The sequence below is a fragment of the Micromonospora sp. NPDC005215 genome, from assembly GCF_040607915.1.
GTDB lineage: Bacteria > Actinomycetota > Actinomycetes > Mycobacteriales > Micromonosporaceae > Micromonospora.
Map to the genome: position 1 here is coordinate 98,595 of NZ_JBEXHQ010000013.1, position 15,130 is coordinate 113,724.

The following is a 15,130-nucleotide window of genomic DNA, read 5'->3' on the forward strand; positions in this document are numbered from 1 at the left end:
GGGGGTGCCCGAGTTGACAGATGATGGAGGGTCGGCTGCCGAAGGCGGGCGGGCCGAGGAGGCGGAACCCCTGGATCGCGGTCGGTCGGCGGCATCGGTCGTTGCCCAGTGGGTGGAGGTGCACCGACTGGCGGTGGCGGGTCGGGAGCCAATGATCGCTCGGCACGTCGGTGGCCGGGTGGCGGGGATCTGGTTGCCGAGGGGCCGGTCCGCGGATGCCGCGGCCGTCGCGAACGCGACCCTGACTCTCGCGCCGGACGCCAATGCCTTGCACGAATTGGGCTGGGCGCAATCCGCCACCGGACAAAGCCGCCAGGCGCTGGCCAGCTACGAGTGGGCATTGACCCTCTACCGCGAGGCCGGCGACCGCGCCAAAGAAGCGTCCATCCTCAGCAGCATCGGACTCGTACACCACAACCTCGGGGACTGGCGGCGAGCCCTGGCCTACTACGAGCAGGCTCTGCCTATCCGGCGGGAGGTCGGTGCCAGCCGCCTCGGCGAGGCGGTCACCCTCAACAACATCGGCCTCGTACACAGCAACCTCGGGGATTGGGAGCAGGCCCTGACCTACTACGAGCAGGCCCTGCAGATCGAACGGGAGGAGGGCGCTGACGGCGTCGAGGAAGCGGCCACTCTCAACAACATCGGCAGCGTGTACGACAAGCGCGGGGATCCGGCGCTGGCGCTGGCTTACCACGAGGAGGCGCTGCCCATCCGGCGGGAGGTCGGCGACCGTCCGGGCGAGGCGACCACCCTCCACAACATCGGCAGCGTGCACGACAAGCTCGGGGATCGGGCGCTGGCGCTTGCCTACTACGAACAGGCGCTGCCCATCCGGCGGGAGGTCGGCGACCGTGCCGGCGAGGCGACCACCCTCAACAACATCGGCACCGTGTACGACAAGCTCGGGGATCGGGCGCTGGCGCTTGCCTACTACGAACAGGCACTGCCCATCATGCGGGAGGTCGGTGACCGCGCCGCCAGAGCGATCACGCTCAGCAACATCGCAGCGATCCATTTCGAGCAGCAGGATTTCGCCGCGGCGAAGGGCAGTCTCGACGAGGTTCTTGTGGTCGTCCGCGGAGTCGGTGACCGCAAGGCGGAGGCAACGGCGAGCGCGAACATGGCTGTCCTGCTCTTGGAGATGGCGCGGGTGAATGACGCCATCGAGTTCCAACGTCGAGCTGTCGCACTGGCCGAGCTGACGAGCCACCCGGCGCTGGACCAGATGCGAGCGCTCCTGGTCCAGCTACAGCCGACGCAGAAGGGGTGAACGGTGGGTACTGCCGTGCTTGAGATTGCGGGAGCTGATGCGGTGCGGTGGGCGGCGGACCTACACGCCACCCTCGCCGACGACGCGCAGCGGGGCGAGAGCGTCTCACCGGTGGAGGTGCGACGTTCCGCCGAGTTCGTGATCGCTGTCATCGGGTTGGCGTTCTCCGGGGTCGCCACGGCGAAGACGATCTGGGACTGGTGGCAATCCCGCCGTCCCGAAGGCGTCACCGTCACGATCCTGCTCGGCGACGGCAGCCGGGTGGATGTGTCAAACGCCGCCCGAGGCCAGCTGGAGGTCGTCTTCCAGCAGGTCGAGTCGCAGCAGCGCTGAGGGAGGAGACAACTGTGGCCGGTGAGATGAAAACGTACGAGCTGGAGATCTTCGAGCAGACGTCCGACTACTCCGAGCTGCGGCTGTCAACCGGCGGAGGTCAGCCGAAGACCCGTGGCGTGAACAAGACCGCCATCGACAAGCTGATCGGTCTGGTGGAACGCCACTACGGCCACCACGCTGTCGCTCACCAGGTGTTCGGCTCACCGCAGCTCCGCGACCTCGGCACCCAACTGGCCACCTTCCTCGACGGTGACGAACGGTGGCTGACCCCGATCCTGCACCAGCCTCCCGGCACCACGTTGCGGATCACCACCGCGGGACGGCTGCGGCACCTGCCCTGGGAACTACTCGCCGTAGACGGCGCGCACCTGACCGTCTCCAGCCAGGCACCGCTGCTGCCGGTGCGGGCCGTCGGCACCAACACCGCTCTCACGGCCCCGGTCACTCCCGGGAACCGGCCCCTGCGGGTCCTGTTCATGGCCACGTCCCCCGAGGGCGTCGAGCCCGTGCTCAGTTACGAGGCCGAGGAGGCGGCCATCCTGGCTGCCACCTCCCGCACCGGTACCGAGCTGGTCGTCGAGGAGAGCGGCACCCTGGAGGGGCTTCGTTTCCTCAGCCGCGACTACGGCGCGGGATACTTCGACGTCCTTCATCTGAGCGGTCACGCCACCATCAGCGACGACGGGCGACCCGTCTTCCTGGTGGAGAACGAGTTCGGCGGGCGCGTCGACGCCACCGCTGAGCAGATCGCCCAGGCGATGGCCGGGCACTGGCCCCGCCTGATCTTCGTCTCCGGCTGCCTCACCGGGAACGCCCCCGGCGCCGGCACGTTCCCGTCGATGAGCGAAAGCCTTGTGCACGCCGGCGCGCCGGCCGTGCTGGGGTGGGCGCTGCCGGTCGGTGACGTATCGGCGACCGATTTCGCCGCCGAGCTCTACCGGTCACTGGCTGACGGGTTGCCCCTCGATCGGGCCATCATCGAGGCCCGCCAGCACCTGTACGCCCAGAAGCGCGGCAACTGGCACCTGCTGCGCGTTTACGCCGACAGGTCTCCACTCGCCCCCATGGTCACACCCCTGATCACCAAGGGGCGTGCACGGATCCAGATCCGACCCGCCGACCAGGAATTCCTGGACCCGCAGACCCAGTTGTCCCGGGTCGCCGCCCGCGCCGCCTTCGTTGGACGACGACGAGTCATCCAGCGCTGCCTGCGTACCCTGAAAAGGCCCCTGGGCGCTGTCGGCGCAGCCGAAGCGCTTGTCCTGCACGGCATGGGCGGTCTCGGCAAGAGCAGCCTCGCCTCCCGGCTGCTGGAGCGCATGCCCACCCACCAGCGTGCCGTCTGGTATGGCCGCGTCGATTTGACCACCTTCCGGGAGCTGACCACCAAGGTTCCGTTTCCCACAGTGGAGCAGCAGGTCGAGGCAGACAAGCTGCTCGCAAACGACCAGGCTCCCCTCCTTGTTCGCCTGCGTCATCTGCTCCACGTCGACGGACCTCTCGGGCAGACTCCCTGCCTGTTCGTGTTCGACGACTTCGAGGACGGCAACCTCGACGAACGCGACGGCGCCTACGTGCTCTCCGCGGAGATGGCCGACATCCTTCCGGCCCTCCTCAGGGCCATTCGGGAGACCGGCAGCCCGAGTCGGGTCGTGATCACCAGCCGCTACCGCTTCCCCGTCCCCGTCGGAACCACAGTCGTCGTCGAGTCACTCGAAACCCTCACTGCGACCGAGCAGAGCAAGAAACTCGCGAACCTGGCGAACCTGCGCCCCGGCTCCTCGATCGACCCCGACATCCGGGAGCGCGCCATCCATGCCTCGGCGGGCAACCCCCGCCTGCTCGACTGGCTCGACCGCATCGTCGTCGACAACAGCCTTGACATCGACGGCCTCATCGCCGCCATCGAGGAGGAGGCCGACCGATTCCGTCGGGAGACCATCCTCGCGCAGAACCTCCTCAGCTCCCAGGCCCCTGAGCTGCAAAAGATGCTCGCCAAGGTCAATGTGATCGAACTGCCCGTCCCCGCCGAGACCGTCAAGGCCGTCCACGACCACTCCGACGCGGCCAGCCACATCGAGCGCGCCGTCCAGCTTGGCCTGATCGAGGAAGGCACCGACCCCGAGACCGGGCAACCCCGCTACTACGTCTCCAACGTCCTGCGTCCCCTCGTCCGCCCTCTGCTCACCGACGACGAGTACGTCCAGGCCTGCGCTGCCGCCGCGCGAAGCCTCTACGAACTCTGGGTGACGGGCCCTACCCCGGCTGAGTCCGCGTCATGACCACCGTCGCCCAGTGTGTGGAGGTGCACCGGTTGGCGGTGGCGGGCCGAGAGCCGGCGATCGCCCAGGACGTCGGTGACCGGGTGGCGAGGGTGTGGCTGCGCAAATCCCGATTCGCGGATGTCGAGGCTCTCGCGAACGCGACCCTGACTCTCGGCCCGGACGCCGGCGCCATCTATGACCTGGGTCGGGCTCAATCCTCCACGGGGCACCCCCGGAAGGCTCTGGCCAGTTTCGAGCGAGCCCTGCACCTGTACCGCGAGGCCGGCCATCGCGGCAACGAAGCAGCCTGTCTCACCAACATCGGGGCCGTTTACGACGGCCTTGGGGACAGAGTGCAGGCTTTGACCTACTACGAGCAGGCTCTACCCATCAACCGTGAGGTCGGGAACCGCGCGGGCGAAGGGGTCACCCTCAACAACATTGGCCTCGTGTACGACAACCTCGGGGATTGGGAGCGGGCTCTGGACTACTACGAGCAGGCTCTAGCCTTCAAGCGGGAGGTTGAGGACCGCGCAGGCGAAGGAATCACCTTCAACAACATCGGCAGCGTGTACAACAGGCTCGAGGATTGGGAGCGGGCTCTGGACTACTACGAGCAGGCTCTAGCCAGCATGCGAGAGGTCGGCGACCGCGCGGGCGAAGGGACCGCCCTCAACAACATCGGCGGTGTGTACGACACGCTTGGGGATCGGGTGCAGGCTCTGGCCTGCTTTGAGCAGGCTCTGTCCATCTCCAGGGAGGTCGGTGACCGCGCGGGCGAAGGGATCACCCTCAACAACATCGGCAGCATGTACGACACGCTCGAGGATCGGGAGCGGGCTCTGGCCTGCTTTGAGCAGGCTCTGTCCATCTCCAGGGAGGTCGGTGACCGCGCGGGCGAAGCGAGAACCCTCAACAACATCGGCCGTGCATACAGCGAGCTCGGAGATCGGGAGCGTGCTCTGGCCTACCACGAGCAGGCTTTACCCGTCCGGCGGGACGTCGGTGACCGTGTTGGTGAGGCGACCACCCTTAACAACATCGGCCTTTTGTATGTCAAGCTCGGGGATCGGGAGCAGGCCTTGACCTGCTACGAGCAGGCTCTGGAAATCATCCGGGAGATCGGCGACCGCGCCAACGAAGCAGTCACCCGCTACAACATCGGGATGCTCCACCAGGCGAAAGGGAATCTCGACCAAGCGATCGGCGAGCTCGAAATCGTCGTCGACCTCGATCTTCAAGTCAGCGACCCGGACCTCGCATCTGACACTGCCATGCTCGAACGACTACGCGAAGAACGAGCAGAGGCTCGGAAAGCGACCTGACCGCCTCATCCACTCGGCTCCGCTGAACGCCTGGGCCAATTCCTGATTTCGCCAACGACCATCGTGTTGGTCGGTGCTCTGACAGGGCACTGATGTGGCGGACCGACGCCTCGGCCCTGTGCTCCTGCTGAAGCTGAATATCTCAGGCTCGTGAGGCGAGGCCGGCTGCTTCGTTGAGTAAGGCGTTCAGCTCGTCGTCCGTCAGGTGGTCATCAGTGAGGATCTTCTGCACCGTCGCCGCCTGGATGCGACCGATCATCTCCTGACTGATCGAGTAGTCGATCGACGGATCAATGATCGACATGATGAGTGCCTCGGCTGCCTCTGCGTTGATCTCGGGCCCACCGTCGGCGAGCCCCGCTCGGAGGTCGCCGACGAACGTGATGACGTCGGCGCGCCCGGCGGCCTCGCCGAAACGACGGTCGACCGCGAGGAAGAAGACCGCTGCGAGGAAGCGTGGAAGCCCATCCCACCCTTCGGCGTCAAGCCTTGCCTCGACTGCGTCGTTTGCGGCGTGATCGCCGCGCACCATCGTACGGATGTATTCCGGCAGCTCAGGCTTGATCATCATTGTCCCGCTTCCTCGCTCGTCGAGCTTTGCCATGGTTCCATATGGCCTTCGCGGTCACCGCCAACGCGCCGGCTGCCATCACTACGGCAGTCACCGGGCTGTCAACCTGCGGCCGTTCTTGAGCCGGCGTGGGTTCTGGGCTCGTTGTGCCGCTCGTGGCGTCGTCCTGTTGTCGCCTGAAGAACTTGAAGACCTCCTTGGCGCTGGTCTCCGCCTTCTTGAGGTTGTCCTCGGTGTTGTCAGCCTTTTGGACCTGTTTGCGCCAAGCGATGTCTGCCCGACGTCCACGCCTCTCGGCCTCGCTCACCAGCCGTTCCCCGGATGGGGATGCGTCGTCGCCAGCCGCGCCGGAGGACGCGGCACCGGGGGCGATGGTGTTGACGTACCCGGTGATGTGTCGGGCGGCGTCGGCCAGGAGGCGGGCGTAGCGGCCGGCTTTGTCGCGGGCCACCTCGGCGTCGGCGACGGCCGCGCTCAACCGCTGGTCACTGCTGCCCCGCTGCGCTTCGACCAGGTATGCCAGGGCCTGTTCCGCGTCCGTCCGGGCGCGCAGCGCCGTGACGGCGGCGGTGTCGAGCTTTCCGCGTACGGCAAGAAGGTGCGCGACCAGCTCGGCGATGCTGCCGGTCATTCGAGCCGGGTGAGGTAGGCCGTTGTGTGTTTGGCGGTGTTGTCGAAGCGGCGGCGGGTGGGTTCGACCTCTGCACTCGCAGCGGTGAGCGCCTCACGGACTGCCTTCACGTCCTCGTTTCGGCTGCCGTGCAGGAGAGCGTTCGCCGTTCGGGTCGTTGCCTCCCCGTCAGAGGCAGCCTGGTCGAACACCCGCCGTCCCTGACGGGCCGCTTCGATGGCAGCGCGAAGGGACGCCTTGACCTCGCCAACGCTCATCGTGGCAATCGGTGCTCAGCCGAGGACGCTGATGTAGCGGCGCGCCGCATCCGAGCTGCCCTGCACGAGCGCCATGGCCTCGGCCAGGCGTTGCTTGCTCTGTTCGCCCCGGGCGATGGCCTCGGCGATGGTCGGATGGCCGGTGCCGGCGGAGATGGCGCGTAGCCGGGTCAGCATCTGTTCGGTGTTCTCGGCGGCGGCCCGGATCTGACTGATCGTGACGTTGCCCTGCTCGGCGGCCTGCATCAGCGCAGCCTTGACTTCCTCGATGCTGGCCATGCCGCCCTCCGTCTGACGATCGCGCCAACGAGTTCACGTTTGCGTGGTCGGACGGACACTATCGGACATCAAGGCGGCGCGCAGCCCTGCTGCTTACAGGTACTCGGCGGCGGTCCGCTCCACGTCGGCGATGAACTCCTCAAGCTGCGCCTCGGTGAGATCGCGGTCCTGAAGCAGCTTGCCGAGGAACACGATCTGCATCTGGAGGGCTGTCTCGGGGTCGAGATTGTCGATCAGCCCGACCTCGCCGAGGGCCGCGCGAACGAGCCCTTCCATCTCCAGAGTGGGGAGCGACTCCGCGCCGGGAAATTGAGTACGCGTCTCGCCGACGAATCGTGCGACGTCGGTGGGGGAGTGCCCGGCGGCGAAGCGGTCGTTGATCGCGATGGCGAACGCGGCACCGATCATCTGGTTCCCGCCCTGCCAACCGGAAGTCTCCAACCCGTCCAGGAGTTGGTCTACCGCGCCCCAGTCACGTCGTGCCATCGCGCGGATTAGGTCGCCGAACTCGGTCCGTACGCTCACGATCTCGTAACCTCGCTATTCCCTTGCGGATCGACTGAACGGAGCGGTGGACGGCAATGCTCGCCACCAGCGCCACTACGACGAGATGCCCCGCCGCATCCGGTGCTTCATTGGAGAGACGTTGCCCTACCGTAGGGCTGATGGTCGGGGTTCTGGTGCCGGCCTGCTGAGCCCCGGACGGGCCGTGTGGCCCTCGGATGATCGCGAAGGCTTCCCTGGCCGCCGCCACCGACTTCTGCGTGTTGTTCTGGACGTCCTCAGCCTTCCTCGTCATCGTACTCAGGAAGGAAGCGACGTTTCTCCGTGCGGATTCACGCTCGACGGTTTCGGCGAGCAGATCGTCGCCGGACGGTGTGGCTGAGTCAGATGTCCGCGTGGTCGGGGCAGAGCCGGGAGCGACCGCGTTGGAATAGGCACCTACCCGGTCAGCTGCGGCGCTGATCAGGCTGGCCAGTCTACCGGCACTCTCGGCGGCAGTTTTGCTCTCATTTAGAGCGCCGGTGAGGTCGGGGTGACTGCTGCCTTGCCCGCCCTGAGCGTAGTGCGCGTTGGCCTCTTCGGCGTCAGCCTGAGCGCGTTGTGCAACAACTGCGGCGCTGTGCAGGGTGTCGATGGCGCCTCGTAGTTGGGCGACGACATCGCCGAGGCTCCCGCTCATCCGATGGTGGCGAGGTAGGCCGCGGCGTGATCCTTAGCCGCCGTGATGTGGCGAAGCACCAACTCGACCTCGTCCGCAGCTTCCCGAAGTGCTTTGCGGGACTCCCGAGCCTCGTGGCGTTCGCTGTCGTGCAGGGCGGCGATTGCCAGCGCAGAGGCGTCGGCGAGCCTGGCGTTGGCCTTCTCGATGCTCATCCTGGCGTTGTCGAGCGCTTGATCGCCCTTCCGGATCGTCACCTTGACATCGCTGATGGTCACTGCCGCACGTTAGCCGACCCCGGTCATCGCGCGCAGCCCTGGCGTTGGGTGGGTGCTCGGGGTGGACCCGAGACACCCACCGACGCCTCAGCGGGAGATGCGGGCCGATTGCACGAAGCTGACCCAGGCGGTAGGGGAGAAGGTGAGGGCCGGGCCGTGCGGGTCTTTGCTGTCGCGGATGGCGACGATGCCCGGCAGGTTGTCGGCGACCTCGACACACTCGCCGCCGTTGCTGCCACTGCGGGTGCTCTTGCGCCAGCAGGCGCTGGACAGATCAGCCATGGTGGACCTCTCCGATGATCTTGTTGATCAGGTGCCTCGATTGTCCTTCATCGAGGGCAAGCTGATCCAGGCTTGCCCAGACCTTCTCGTAGGCGGCGAACTCGTCCGGCCGATCGAGGTAGAGAGCACCTGTCCAGGACTCGCTGTAGACCACCGAAGGCTCAGGAAACGCACGGTTGCCTAACGGGAATTCGAGCATCACGAAGGATCCCGCCTCGACACCACGGTGCAGGCCGGCGGTGAGCGGCAGGATTCGGATCGAGTTGGTCGCCGTATTCCCCAGCATCAGTAAGTGGTGGAGCTGATCGGCCATCGTTCCAGGGCTGCCGACTGTGCGCAGTAAGGCTGCCTCGGAGAGGATCACGTCCAGCTTCGGAGGCGGAGGCAGGCGACGTCTAAGCAGGGCTTGGCGTTGCAGCCGGACCTGCACCAGGCACTCCCGCTCCTCGTCACTCACCTCCGATCGGTGCTGGTAGACGCCCAGTGCGTAGCCCCGGTGTTGTAGGAGGCCCGGCACCATTGCTTCGTTGAAGAACCTGAGCCTTGACGCTGCGGATTCGAGGCCGACGTACAGCTCGAACCATTCGGGAACGGCGTCGCCGTACGCGTGCCACCAACCCTTCGCCCTGGTCTCGCCGGCCAGGGAGGTCAGTGCCCGGGTCAGCTCGCCCGTCGCCCCGTACAGCTCGCACATGGCCCGCACGTCGACACCGCGCACCGAGCCGAGCCCGCTCTCGATCCGCCACACCTTCTGCCGGCTGCACTCCAGAGTCTCGGCGGCGGCGTCGAGCGTTATCCCCGCCTCGGTGCGCAGGTCACGCAGTGCCCGGCCGAGCTGTCGTCGGGGCACCGTCGAGCCCATGTCGTCGGCCACGCGGCTCTCCTTCCTGTTGAATTTTGCAACATCCCGACGGCCGTTCTGCAACAGGGGAATGTTGCCCACAAATAACGGAACAGTGTGAGTCGACATTCATTGCGATAGCGCCTCTGACCTTACAAGATGGGTCCGACAAAGGCGACGACCGCGCAATTCCCGCCGTCCGCCGATTGTTCGACGAATCAGTAGGTGAGGAAGAGGCGTGCGCGCGATTCTTCGAGTCGAACCACCCCGGCAGGCGGCCGGCCGGTGAGCCCCCGTTGGGTGGCGCACCTGCCGTTCACCGCCACCGACCTGCCGGCCGCCCAGCACTTCGCCGGCACGTTGGCCCGCTCCCTGAGCTTCCTGTCCGAGATGGACTCGGGCGAGACCACAGTGTCCGCCGAGGACTCCCAGGGCGTACACCATCGGGTCTTCTGTGACCTGCCGCTCGACGGCGGTCGGCGGTGCGGGCGGCGCGTCGAGCACGACGGTGACTGCGTGGCCCGGCGGTGTCGGTGACCGCCGCGCCCGTCGTCGTGACCTGCCCCGACTGTGACGGGCTGACCTTCACGCTGGACCCGTGCCGGTGCACCACCTACGGCGACCGGTTCCTCGCCGACGCCGACAACCTCGCACCGCGTCGCGAGGCGTACCGAAGCTGCGAGCAGTGTCGCGGCGCGGGCAGCATCGCGTACCCCTGTCATCGCTGCGGGCGGCGCGGCCGGCGGCGGGCGCAACTCGTGCTCACCGTCGCGAACCTGGACACCGGCGCGGTCGCGTCCCACCAGGTCGTGCCCGGCGGCCTCGACCCCCGCCGCGACCCGGCGGGCCACTGGGTGGTCGACCTTGCTCCCCGGGTACGCGAACTCGCCGCCAGCGTCGGCGCGGTCGTGGCCGACAACGACGCGCCGTCGTTGTGGCTGTCGAAGCAGTGGCGACCCGACCTGGCTGCGACGCGACGGCACGAGTGGGAAGCCCACGCCATTGTGCAGGCCGATCATGCTCCCTGGCGGCTGGTGCTGGGCCGATCCACCGCCGCGCCCACCGTCGACCCGGGCGCCCGGCTGGCCCGGCTCTGCGCGTTGGCCGACCTGTTGCTGCTCGACCTGGTCGTCGAGGCCCGCCGGCAGGGCGTGGGGTTCGAATGGGCCATCCGGTACGAGGTGCCCGGCTCCCCGGTGCCGTCCGGATCGCCGGGCTGGTGCCGGGATCTGCCGGAGGTGCTCACCCGCACGGACGTTGCCACGGCGCTCACCGGTCTCGCCGAGCGCGGCTTGGCCGCCCCCGCCCGGCTGCTGCGCCCCGACTCACCGCGCCCGCCCGCCGCCCCGGCCGTGGACGTCGACCAGCTCGAACGGCGCGTCCTCGCCGACTGCGTCGACCCGACCGACGGCGGCGACCTGCCCGGCGCGCAGGCCCTCTGGCGGGACGGCCGTTGGTGGCACAGCACGCTGCGCCCCGGCGAGCCGGTGGAGACCCTCACCGAGCAGCCCACCGGTCAGGTGGTCCGCCGCGTCCGGGTGCCGGTGGTCCGCGGCTACGAACCACCCGACCCGCCCTGGCTGGGTGAACCCGTCGACTGGCGGCCCTGCCCGGACTGTCGACCGCACAACCGGCTGCGCACCTGCGACTGTCGGCTGGGCGGTCGACCCGCCGACTCCGACTGCCCGTACTGCCAGGGTGCCGGCCTGCGCCCGTCGGCGCTGGCTTGCTTCACCTGCGGCGACACCCACCGTCTGTACCAGTCGGTGCTGGTCACCGTCACCGACCTGCGGCACCGGGTGGTGCATCTGACCTGGCAGGCCGGCACGCCGGAGGTTGCCCCACTGGTTGGCACGCAGCCAAACGGCCGGCCCGTGGTGCGGCTCCCCGATCGCTACCGGCTCGGCTCCTGGGCTGCCGTTCTCGGCGCCCGACCCGAGGACCTCCGCGACGCCGACGGCGGGCACGACATCGACCGGAGCCTGCGCGACGGGTACGTCACCCTGCCCTGGGCCGGTGCCGACCCGGTGGGGGAGCAGGTGCGCGGCGCCGGACGGGGCACGGCGGCCGGCCGCCTGATCGTGGTGGCGGCACCCCCCGACGCGCCGCCGCTGACCGAGCTGCTGCGGCTCGCCCTCGGCCTCGATCTGGCTCTCGTGGTGGGCGTGCGCGACCTACGGCAGCACACCGGCGACCCGTTGCTTGTCGACGGTCTGCGCTGGTCGGTCGAGGTGCAGCCGCGAGACGCTCCCGTGCGCCCCGACGACCTGCCGTACCGGCCGAGTCTGGCCGCCGCCCTCGCCTGGTGCCGGGAATGCCTGACCGACGCCGTCGCCGGGGCCGCGCCGAGCGACCCGGCGACGCCCATCCCGGCGCCCTGGTCGGGGCCGCGCGGCATCGTCGCCGACCCCGAGCCGGATCTGCTGAGGCTCGCCGCCCGGCACGCCGGGCGGGCGGTCACCGTGCGCTTCACCCGCGCCGGCTGCGCCGTGCACCGACACGACGACGACGGGGTACGCCTCCTCGCGCGATCCCGCGACCTACGCGGTCTGCGGTAGGACGCGTCCCGTGCTGTCGCCTTCCGGATAACCAGGTCCTCGCGGTTGCGACCTGACCGTTCAATGACAGGCATGCGGGGAGTCAGCGGCACGGCCACGGCGAAGGCACTCATCGTGGCCGCCATTCCGGTGGGTTTGACAGGGCTCGTCGTCTCCGAGCCGTGGGCGGTCGCCTCGATAGTGGCCAGCCTCGTCCTGGTGGCCGCTGGCGGCGCGCTGTGGTGGTGGACCGTCCGCCGGGACCGGCGCTGGCTCTATCTGCGCCGCACCGGCGAACCCGGTGGTCCGGCGACCAGGGACGGTGGCACTCACCCCGATGCTCTCGACGACTTCTACGACTCCGAGTTGCAGGTGTACGCCTCGCGGCCGGTTCGCCGGCATCAGCTGATGGTGTCGAACACCAGCCGTGTCCGCCGGGCCGGCATGCGGCGTGGCATGGCGCGCATCGCGCAACTGGCCGAGGTGGTAGAGCGGAAGTCGCGACGGGAGCAGCTGTGGTGGCTGGTCGCGGGGCTGGCGGCGTCCATCCCGATCGGCGTCGCCATCAATCTCGTCACCGGTTAGGAACTGGGCGTCGCGGTCCAGCTGATCTGGCTGGAACCAGCCAGGCAGGGCGGACGAACGGCCGCCGCCACCGCTCGGGCGGTCGCCGGGCCTGCGGGTCTTCGGCAACGATCCGGAGTCCTGCAACGACGACGGAACGTAAGATGCCCTGTCCGCTTCGCCAACTTATGGTGGCGTATCGACGTCGATCTTCCTGACGTTTTCTTTACCCATAGTCACCTAGCCTTCCGGTGTTCCTCACCTGACCGTGATCGATCCTGGAGGCTGCGACGTGCGAATCAACGGACGGCTGCTCGTGCCGATCTCGTTGGTGTTGGTGCTGGTGACCGCCGCCTGTGGCACGGCATCGGCGCCGGCTTCCGGGCAGGCCGATGTCCCGCGCTCCGGTGCGACCGGTCCGCGCTCGGGTGCGCGCCCCAGCGATACGCCGACCTCCAGCCCGGCTCCGGAGATCCCGACCGACGCGGAGATTCCCACCAGGGCCGCCGGCACCTTCACCACCGCCGCCGGCAACGGTCGCGTGATCGGTACGGGCAAGAAGCGGGTGCGCTACAGCGTCTCGGTGGAGAAGGGGATCGCCTGGGGTGACATCCCGGCCTGGAAGCCGGACCGGTTCGCCGAGAGCATCGAGCAGGTGTTGGCGGCACCGAACGGGTGGGCCGATTCGGCGCGGCACCCGGTCACCAACGACGCGGTGAATCTGACCCGGGCGTCGTGGTCCTTCCAGCGGGTTGGCGCCGCACGTGTCGACGTCGACGTCCGGCTCGCCACACCGAGGACGGTGGACAGGCTGTGCGGTGCGAGCGGCGTCGACACCGAGGGGGTCTACTCCTGCAAGTACGGCAGGACGATCATGATCAATCTGCGGCGTTGGCTCCAGGGCTCACCGGGATACCCGGTCAGCATCGAGGAGTACCACGCCGGCGTCATCAACCACGAGTTCGGCCACTTCCTCGGCTTCGCGCACATGAGGTGCGGCGGGCGCGGCAAGCCGGGTCCGGTCATGATGACCCAGACGATCGACCTGGGCGGGTGCCTGCCCAACGTCAGTCCGTTCAGCGGAAACGGCCAGTTCGTCAGCGGTCCGTGGGCGCCATCCTGATTCCCTCGACCCGCGCACCGACCCTCGGTGGTGATCGACACGGGGATCGTTGATCTCGCGGTGTCCAGACGAGTAATTCCTCACCCAGGCTCGGGCGGTGACCGTCGGTCACCTCCGTCGGGGGCGGATGCGGTAGTGAGCGGTATACCTCTGAGTCATATTTATACCTCTGAGGTATACCGCTCACCAGCACATCGCGATGGCGGGCAGCCACAGCGGATAGCGAGCGGCCCTTCGCTGTGTCCGCAGCCTCGTCCTGGGTCAGCTGATCATCGCGGACAAGGGTTATATCTCCGCCGAACCGATCGGTGGCTCGACTCAGTGAGGACTTACTCGTCTAGGTCCTGGGGACACTCGATATCACCGATCGCGTGTCGGCCACGCGTCGAGACGGCGCTGCCCGGCCGGTGAGTCCCCTCGCCGACCGGGCAGCAATGTGGTGCTTGTCAGGTGCCGGTAGTCACGCCCTTGAGCATCTCGGCAAGGTCGGCGGTTTCCGCCGCCGGCGGCGTCGCGATGGTCACCGCCTTGCCGTAGTCGGTGTAGTCGATGACCATGTCGCTCGCCTTGCCCATGACAATGCTCACCCGACGCGGCCGGTACTGCTCGTCGACCCACAGGTCGAGCTTGATCTCCTTGACGCCCTGCGCGGCGAGCGCCTGCTCGGTGGCTGCCCGCATCTTGGCGTCGACCTGCGCGAGGTAGGCCGACGCCGGCATGGTGACGGTGTAGTGGACGGTCGCCGCCCCGTTCACCGTCTCCTGCCCCACCACCGTCGTGCCCTCGATGGCCAGCAACGTCTTGACCTGCTTGATCGGGTCCATGTCCTCGAACTGCTTGGCGAACTCCGTGCCCGCCCTGCCGCCGGCCACCGCGGTCATGTCCATCTTCATCCAGCGCTTCCCGCCGGTACTTGCGCGCTGCTCGGCGGGAATCTCGACGAAGACCACCGGGCCGATCATCCGGACGGCGACAGTGGTGCCCTCCGGGACGGTCATCGTCATCTCGGCCTTGGCCGTGTCACCAAGGTCCAGGTGACCCTGCATCGAGATGCTCTGACCGCCCACGGTGCCCTTCATCGTCAGGGCCACCGAGTCGGTCTTGGTGGTGGTGTCGACAGTTTTCTGCAGCGACCCCCTGAGGTCGCTGGCAAGCAATTCCAGGACGGTGGGCTGCTTGTCTGGCGCCTCGGCCGACCCGGTCTGCGGGCCGCAGGCGGCCACGGCAAACGCGGTGAGCGCCGCGACCGCCGCCCCGGCGGTCTTCTTCCACAAGGACACGTGCACGCCTCTTCCCCCGTAGGAATCTGGGTCCTCCCCAGATAGACCGACGCCACGCTAGTCCATGTGGTCCACCCGCAGGCACCCACTTTTACCGGCCCACCAGGGTGTGCTTGTCGCGCGCTGA

The 15,130-nt window shown here is 68.0% G+C and carries 18 protein-coding genes; 8 read left to right on the top strand and 10 right to left on the bottom strand.

Features of this window, described 5'->3' with window-relative positions; all coding sequences use genetic code 11:
* The first annotated feature begins 178 nt into the window (after window positions 1–178).
* The 4 genes from ABZU25_RS13045 to ABZU25_RS13060 are packed head-to-tail and all read left to right on the top strand — an operon-like array spanning window position 179 to window position 5,198.
* Window positions 179–1,273 (top strand): tetratricopeptide repeat protein, encoded by a 1,095-nt coding sequence (locus ABZU25_RS13045; RefSeq protein ID WP_355029536.1) that lies wholly within the window; start codon window positions 179–181, stop codon window positions 1,271–1,273.
* A 15-nt stretch (window positions 1,274–1,288) separates the two neighbouring features.
* The gene (locus ABZU25_RS13050; RefSeq protein WP_355029537.1) at window positions 1,289–1,606 is read left to right on the top strand and encodes a hypothetical protein; all 318 of its coding nucleotides are present in this window, start codon (window positions 1,289–1,291) and stop codon (window positions 1,604–1,606) included.
* Window positions 1,607–1,620: 14 nt separating this feature from the next.
* Window positions 1,621–3,891: a CHAT domain-containing protein gene (locus tag ABZU25_RS13055; protein WP_355029538.1), complete on the top strand. Its 2,271-nt coding sequence runs from the start codon at window positions 1,621–1,623 to the stop codon at window positions 3,889–3,891.
* A complete protein-coding gene (locus ABZU25_RS13060; protein ID WP_355029539.1) occupies window positions 3,888–5,198 on the top strand; it encodes a tetratricopeptide repeat protein in 1,311 nt (436 codons plus the stop codon). The genes ABZU25_RS13055 and ABZU25_RS13060 overlap by 4 nt, the downstream gene beginning before the upstream one ends.
* A gap of 142 nt (window positions 5,199–5,340) precedes the next feature.
* On the opposite strand, the gene ABZU25_RS13065 is transcribed toward ABZU25_RS13060, so the two are convergent.
* The 9 genes from ABZU25_RS13065 to ABZU25_RS13105 form a co-directional block, all read right to left on the bottom strand.
* Window positions 5,341–5,769, bottom strand: coding sequence for a hypothetical protein (locus ABZU25_RS13065; RefSeq protein ID WP_355029540.1), 429 nt, complete (start codon window positions 5,767–5,769; stop codon window positions 5,341–5,343).
* A complete protein-coding gene (locus ABZU25_RS13070) occupies window positions 5,753–6,400 on the bottom strand; it encodes a hypothetical protein (RefSeq protein ID WP_355029541.1) in 648 nt (215 codons plus the stop codon). The genes ABZU25_RS13065 and ABZU25_RS13070 overlap by 17 nt, the downstream gene beginning before the upstream one ends.
* A complete protein-coding gene (locus ABZU25_RS13075) occupies window positions 6,397–6,657 on the bottom strand; it encodes a hypothetical protein (protein ID WP_355029542.1) in 261 nt (86 codons plus the stop codon). The genes ABZU25_RS13070 and ABZU25_RS13075 overlap by 4 nt, the downstream gene beginning before the upstream one ends.
* Before the next feature lie 15 nt (window positions 6,658–6,672).
* Entirely contained in the window at window positions 6,673–6,936 is a 264-nt protein-coding gene (locus ABZU25_RS13080; RefSeq protein ID WP_355029543.1) for a hypothetical protein, read from the bottom strand.
* Window positions 6,937–7,029: 93 nt separating this feature from the next.
* Window positions 7,030–7,422, bottom strand: coding sequence for a hypothetical protein (locus ABZU25_RS13085; protein ID WP_355029544.1), 393 nt, complete (start codon window positions 7,420–7,422; stop codon window positions 7,030–7,032).
* On the bottom strand, window positions 7,409–8,119 hold the full coding sequence (locus ABZU25_RS13090; RefSeq protein ID WP_355029545.1) for a hypothetical protein: 711 nt from the start codon (window positions 8,117–8,119) through the stop codon (window positions 7,409–7,411). The genes ABZU25_RS13085 and ABZU25_RS13090 overlap by 14 nt, the downstream gene beginning before the upstream one ends.
* On the bottom strand, window positions 8,116–8,376 hold the full coding sequence (locus tag ABZU25_RS13095) for a hypothetical protein (protein WP_355029546.1): 261 nt from the start codon (window positions 8,374–8,376) through the stop codon (window positions 8,116–8,118). Before ABZU25_RS13095 ends, ABZU25_RS13090 begins: the two co-directional genes overlap by 4 nt.
* Before the next feature lie 87 nt (window positions 8,377–8,463).
* Window positions 8,464–8,658, bottom strand: a complete 195-nt coding sequence (locus ABZU25_RS13100; protein WP_355029547.1) for a DUF397 domain-containing protein — start codon at window positions 8,656–8,658, stop codon at window positions 8,464–8,466.
* Complete coding sequence (locus ABZU25_RS13105) at window positions 8,651–9,532, bottom strand: helix-turn-helix transcriptional regulator (RefSeq protein ID WP_355029548.1); 882 nt, start codon at window positions 9,530–9,532, stop codon at window positions 8,651–8,653. Before ABZU25_RS13105 ends, ABZU25_RS13100 begins: the two co-directional genes overlap by 8 nt.
* Window positions 9,533–9,784: 252 nt before the next feature.
* On the opposite strand from ABZU25_RS13105, the gene ABZU25_RS13110 reads away from it, so the two are divergent.
* The 4 genes from ABZU25_RS13110 to ABZU25_RS13125 all read left to right on the top strand — a co-directional run bounded on the left by ABZU25_RS13110 (window position 9,785) and on the right by ABZU25_RS13125 (window position 13,723).
* Entirely contained in the window at window positions 9,785–10,036 is a 252-nt protein-coding gene (locus ABZU25_RS13110) for a hypothetical protein (RefSeq protein ID WP_355029549.1), read from the top strand.
* On the top strand, window positions 10,033–12,057 hold the full coding sequence (locus tag ABZU25_RS13115) for a hypothetical protein (RefSeq protein WP_355029550.1): 2,025 nt from the start codon (window positions 10,033–10,035) through the stop codon (window positions 12,055–12,057). Before ABZU25_RS13110 ends, ABZU25_RS13115 begins: the two co-directional genes overlap by 4 nt.
* 72 nt (window positions 12,058–12,129) lie before the next feature.
* Entirely contained in the window at window positions 12,130–12,621 is a 492-nt protein-coding gene (locus ABZU25_RS13120; RefSeq protein ID WP_355029551.1) for a hypothetical protein, read from the top strand.
* A 271-nt stretch (window positions 12,622–12,892) separates the two neighbouring features.
* A complete protein-coding gene (locus tag ABZU25_RS13125) occupies window positions 12,893–13,723 on the top strand; it encodes a DUF3152 domain-containing protein (protein WP_355029552.1) in 831 nt (276 codons plus the stop codon).
* A 446-nt stretch (window positions 13,724–14,169) separates the two neighbouring features.
* Here the strand turns inward: ABZU25_RS13125 and ABZU25_RS13130 are convergent, their stop codons facing one another.
* A complete protein-coding gene (locus ABZU25_RS13130; RefSeq protein WP_355029553.1) occupies window positions 14,170–15,009 on the bottom strand; it encodes a hypothetical protein in 840 nt (279 codons plus the stop codon).
* Window positions 15,010–15,130: the final 121 nt, after the last annotated feature.

What these genes read in the sequence shown, in the direction of transcription:
- ABZU25_RS13070 (WP_355029541.1), bottom strand. Translation starts at nt 6,400, where the DNA reads ATGACCGGCAGCATCGCCGAGCTGGTCGCGCACCTTCTTGCCGTACGC.
- ABZU25_RS13085 (WP_355029544.1), bottom strand. Translation starts at nt 7,422, where the DNA reads ATGGCACGACGTGACTGGGGCGCGGTAGACCAACTCCTGGACGGGTTG.
- ABZU25_RS13090 (WP_355029545.1), bottom strand. Translation starts at nt 8,119, where the DNA reads ATGAGCGGGAGCCTCGGCGATGTCGTCGCCCAACTACGAGGCGCCATC.
- ABZU25_RS13120 (WP_355029551.1), top strand. Translation starts at nt 12,130, where the DNA reads ATGCGGGGAGTCAGCGGCACGGCCACGGCGAAGGCACTCATCGTGGCC.
- ABZU25_RS13060 (WP_355029539.1), top strand. Translation starts at nt 3,888, where the DNA reads ATGACCACCGTCGCCCAGTGTGTGGAGGTGCACCGGTTGGCGGTGGCG.
- ABZU25_RS13065 (WP_355029540.1), bottom strand. Translation starts at nt 5,769, where the DNA reads ATGATGATCAAGCCTGAGCTGCCGGAATACATCCGTACGATGGTGCGC.
- ABZU25_RS13075 (WP_355029542.1), bottom strand. Translation starts at nt 6,657, where the DNA reads ATGAGCGTTGGCGAGGTCAAGGCGTCCCTTCGCGCTGCCATCGAAGCG.
- ABZU25_RS13100 (WP_355029547.1), bottom strand. Translation starts at nt 8,658, where the DNA reads ATGGCTGATCTGTCCAGCGCCTGCTGGCGCAAGAGCACCCGCAGTGGC.
- ABZU25_RS13080 (WP_355029543.1), bottom strand. Translation starts at nt 6,936, where the DNA reads ATGGCCAGCATCGAGGAAGTCAAGGCTGCGCTGATGCAGGCCGCCGAG.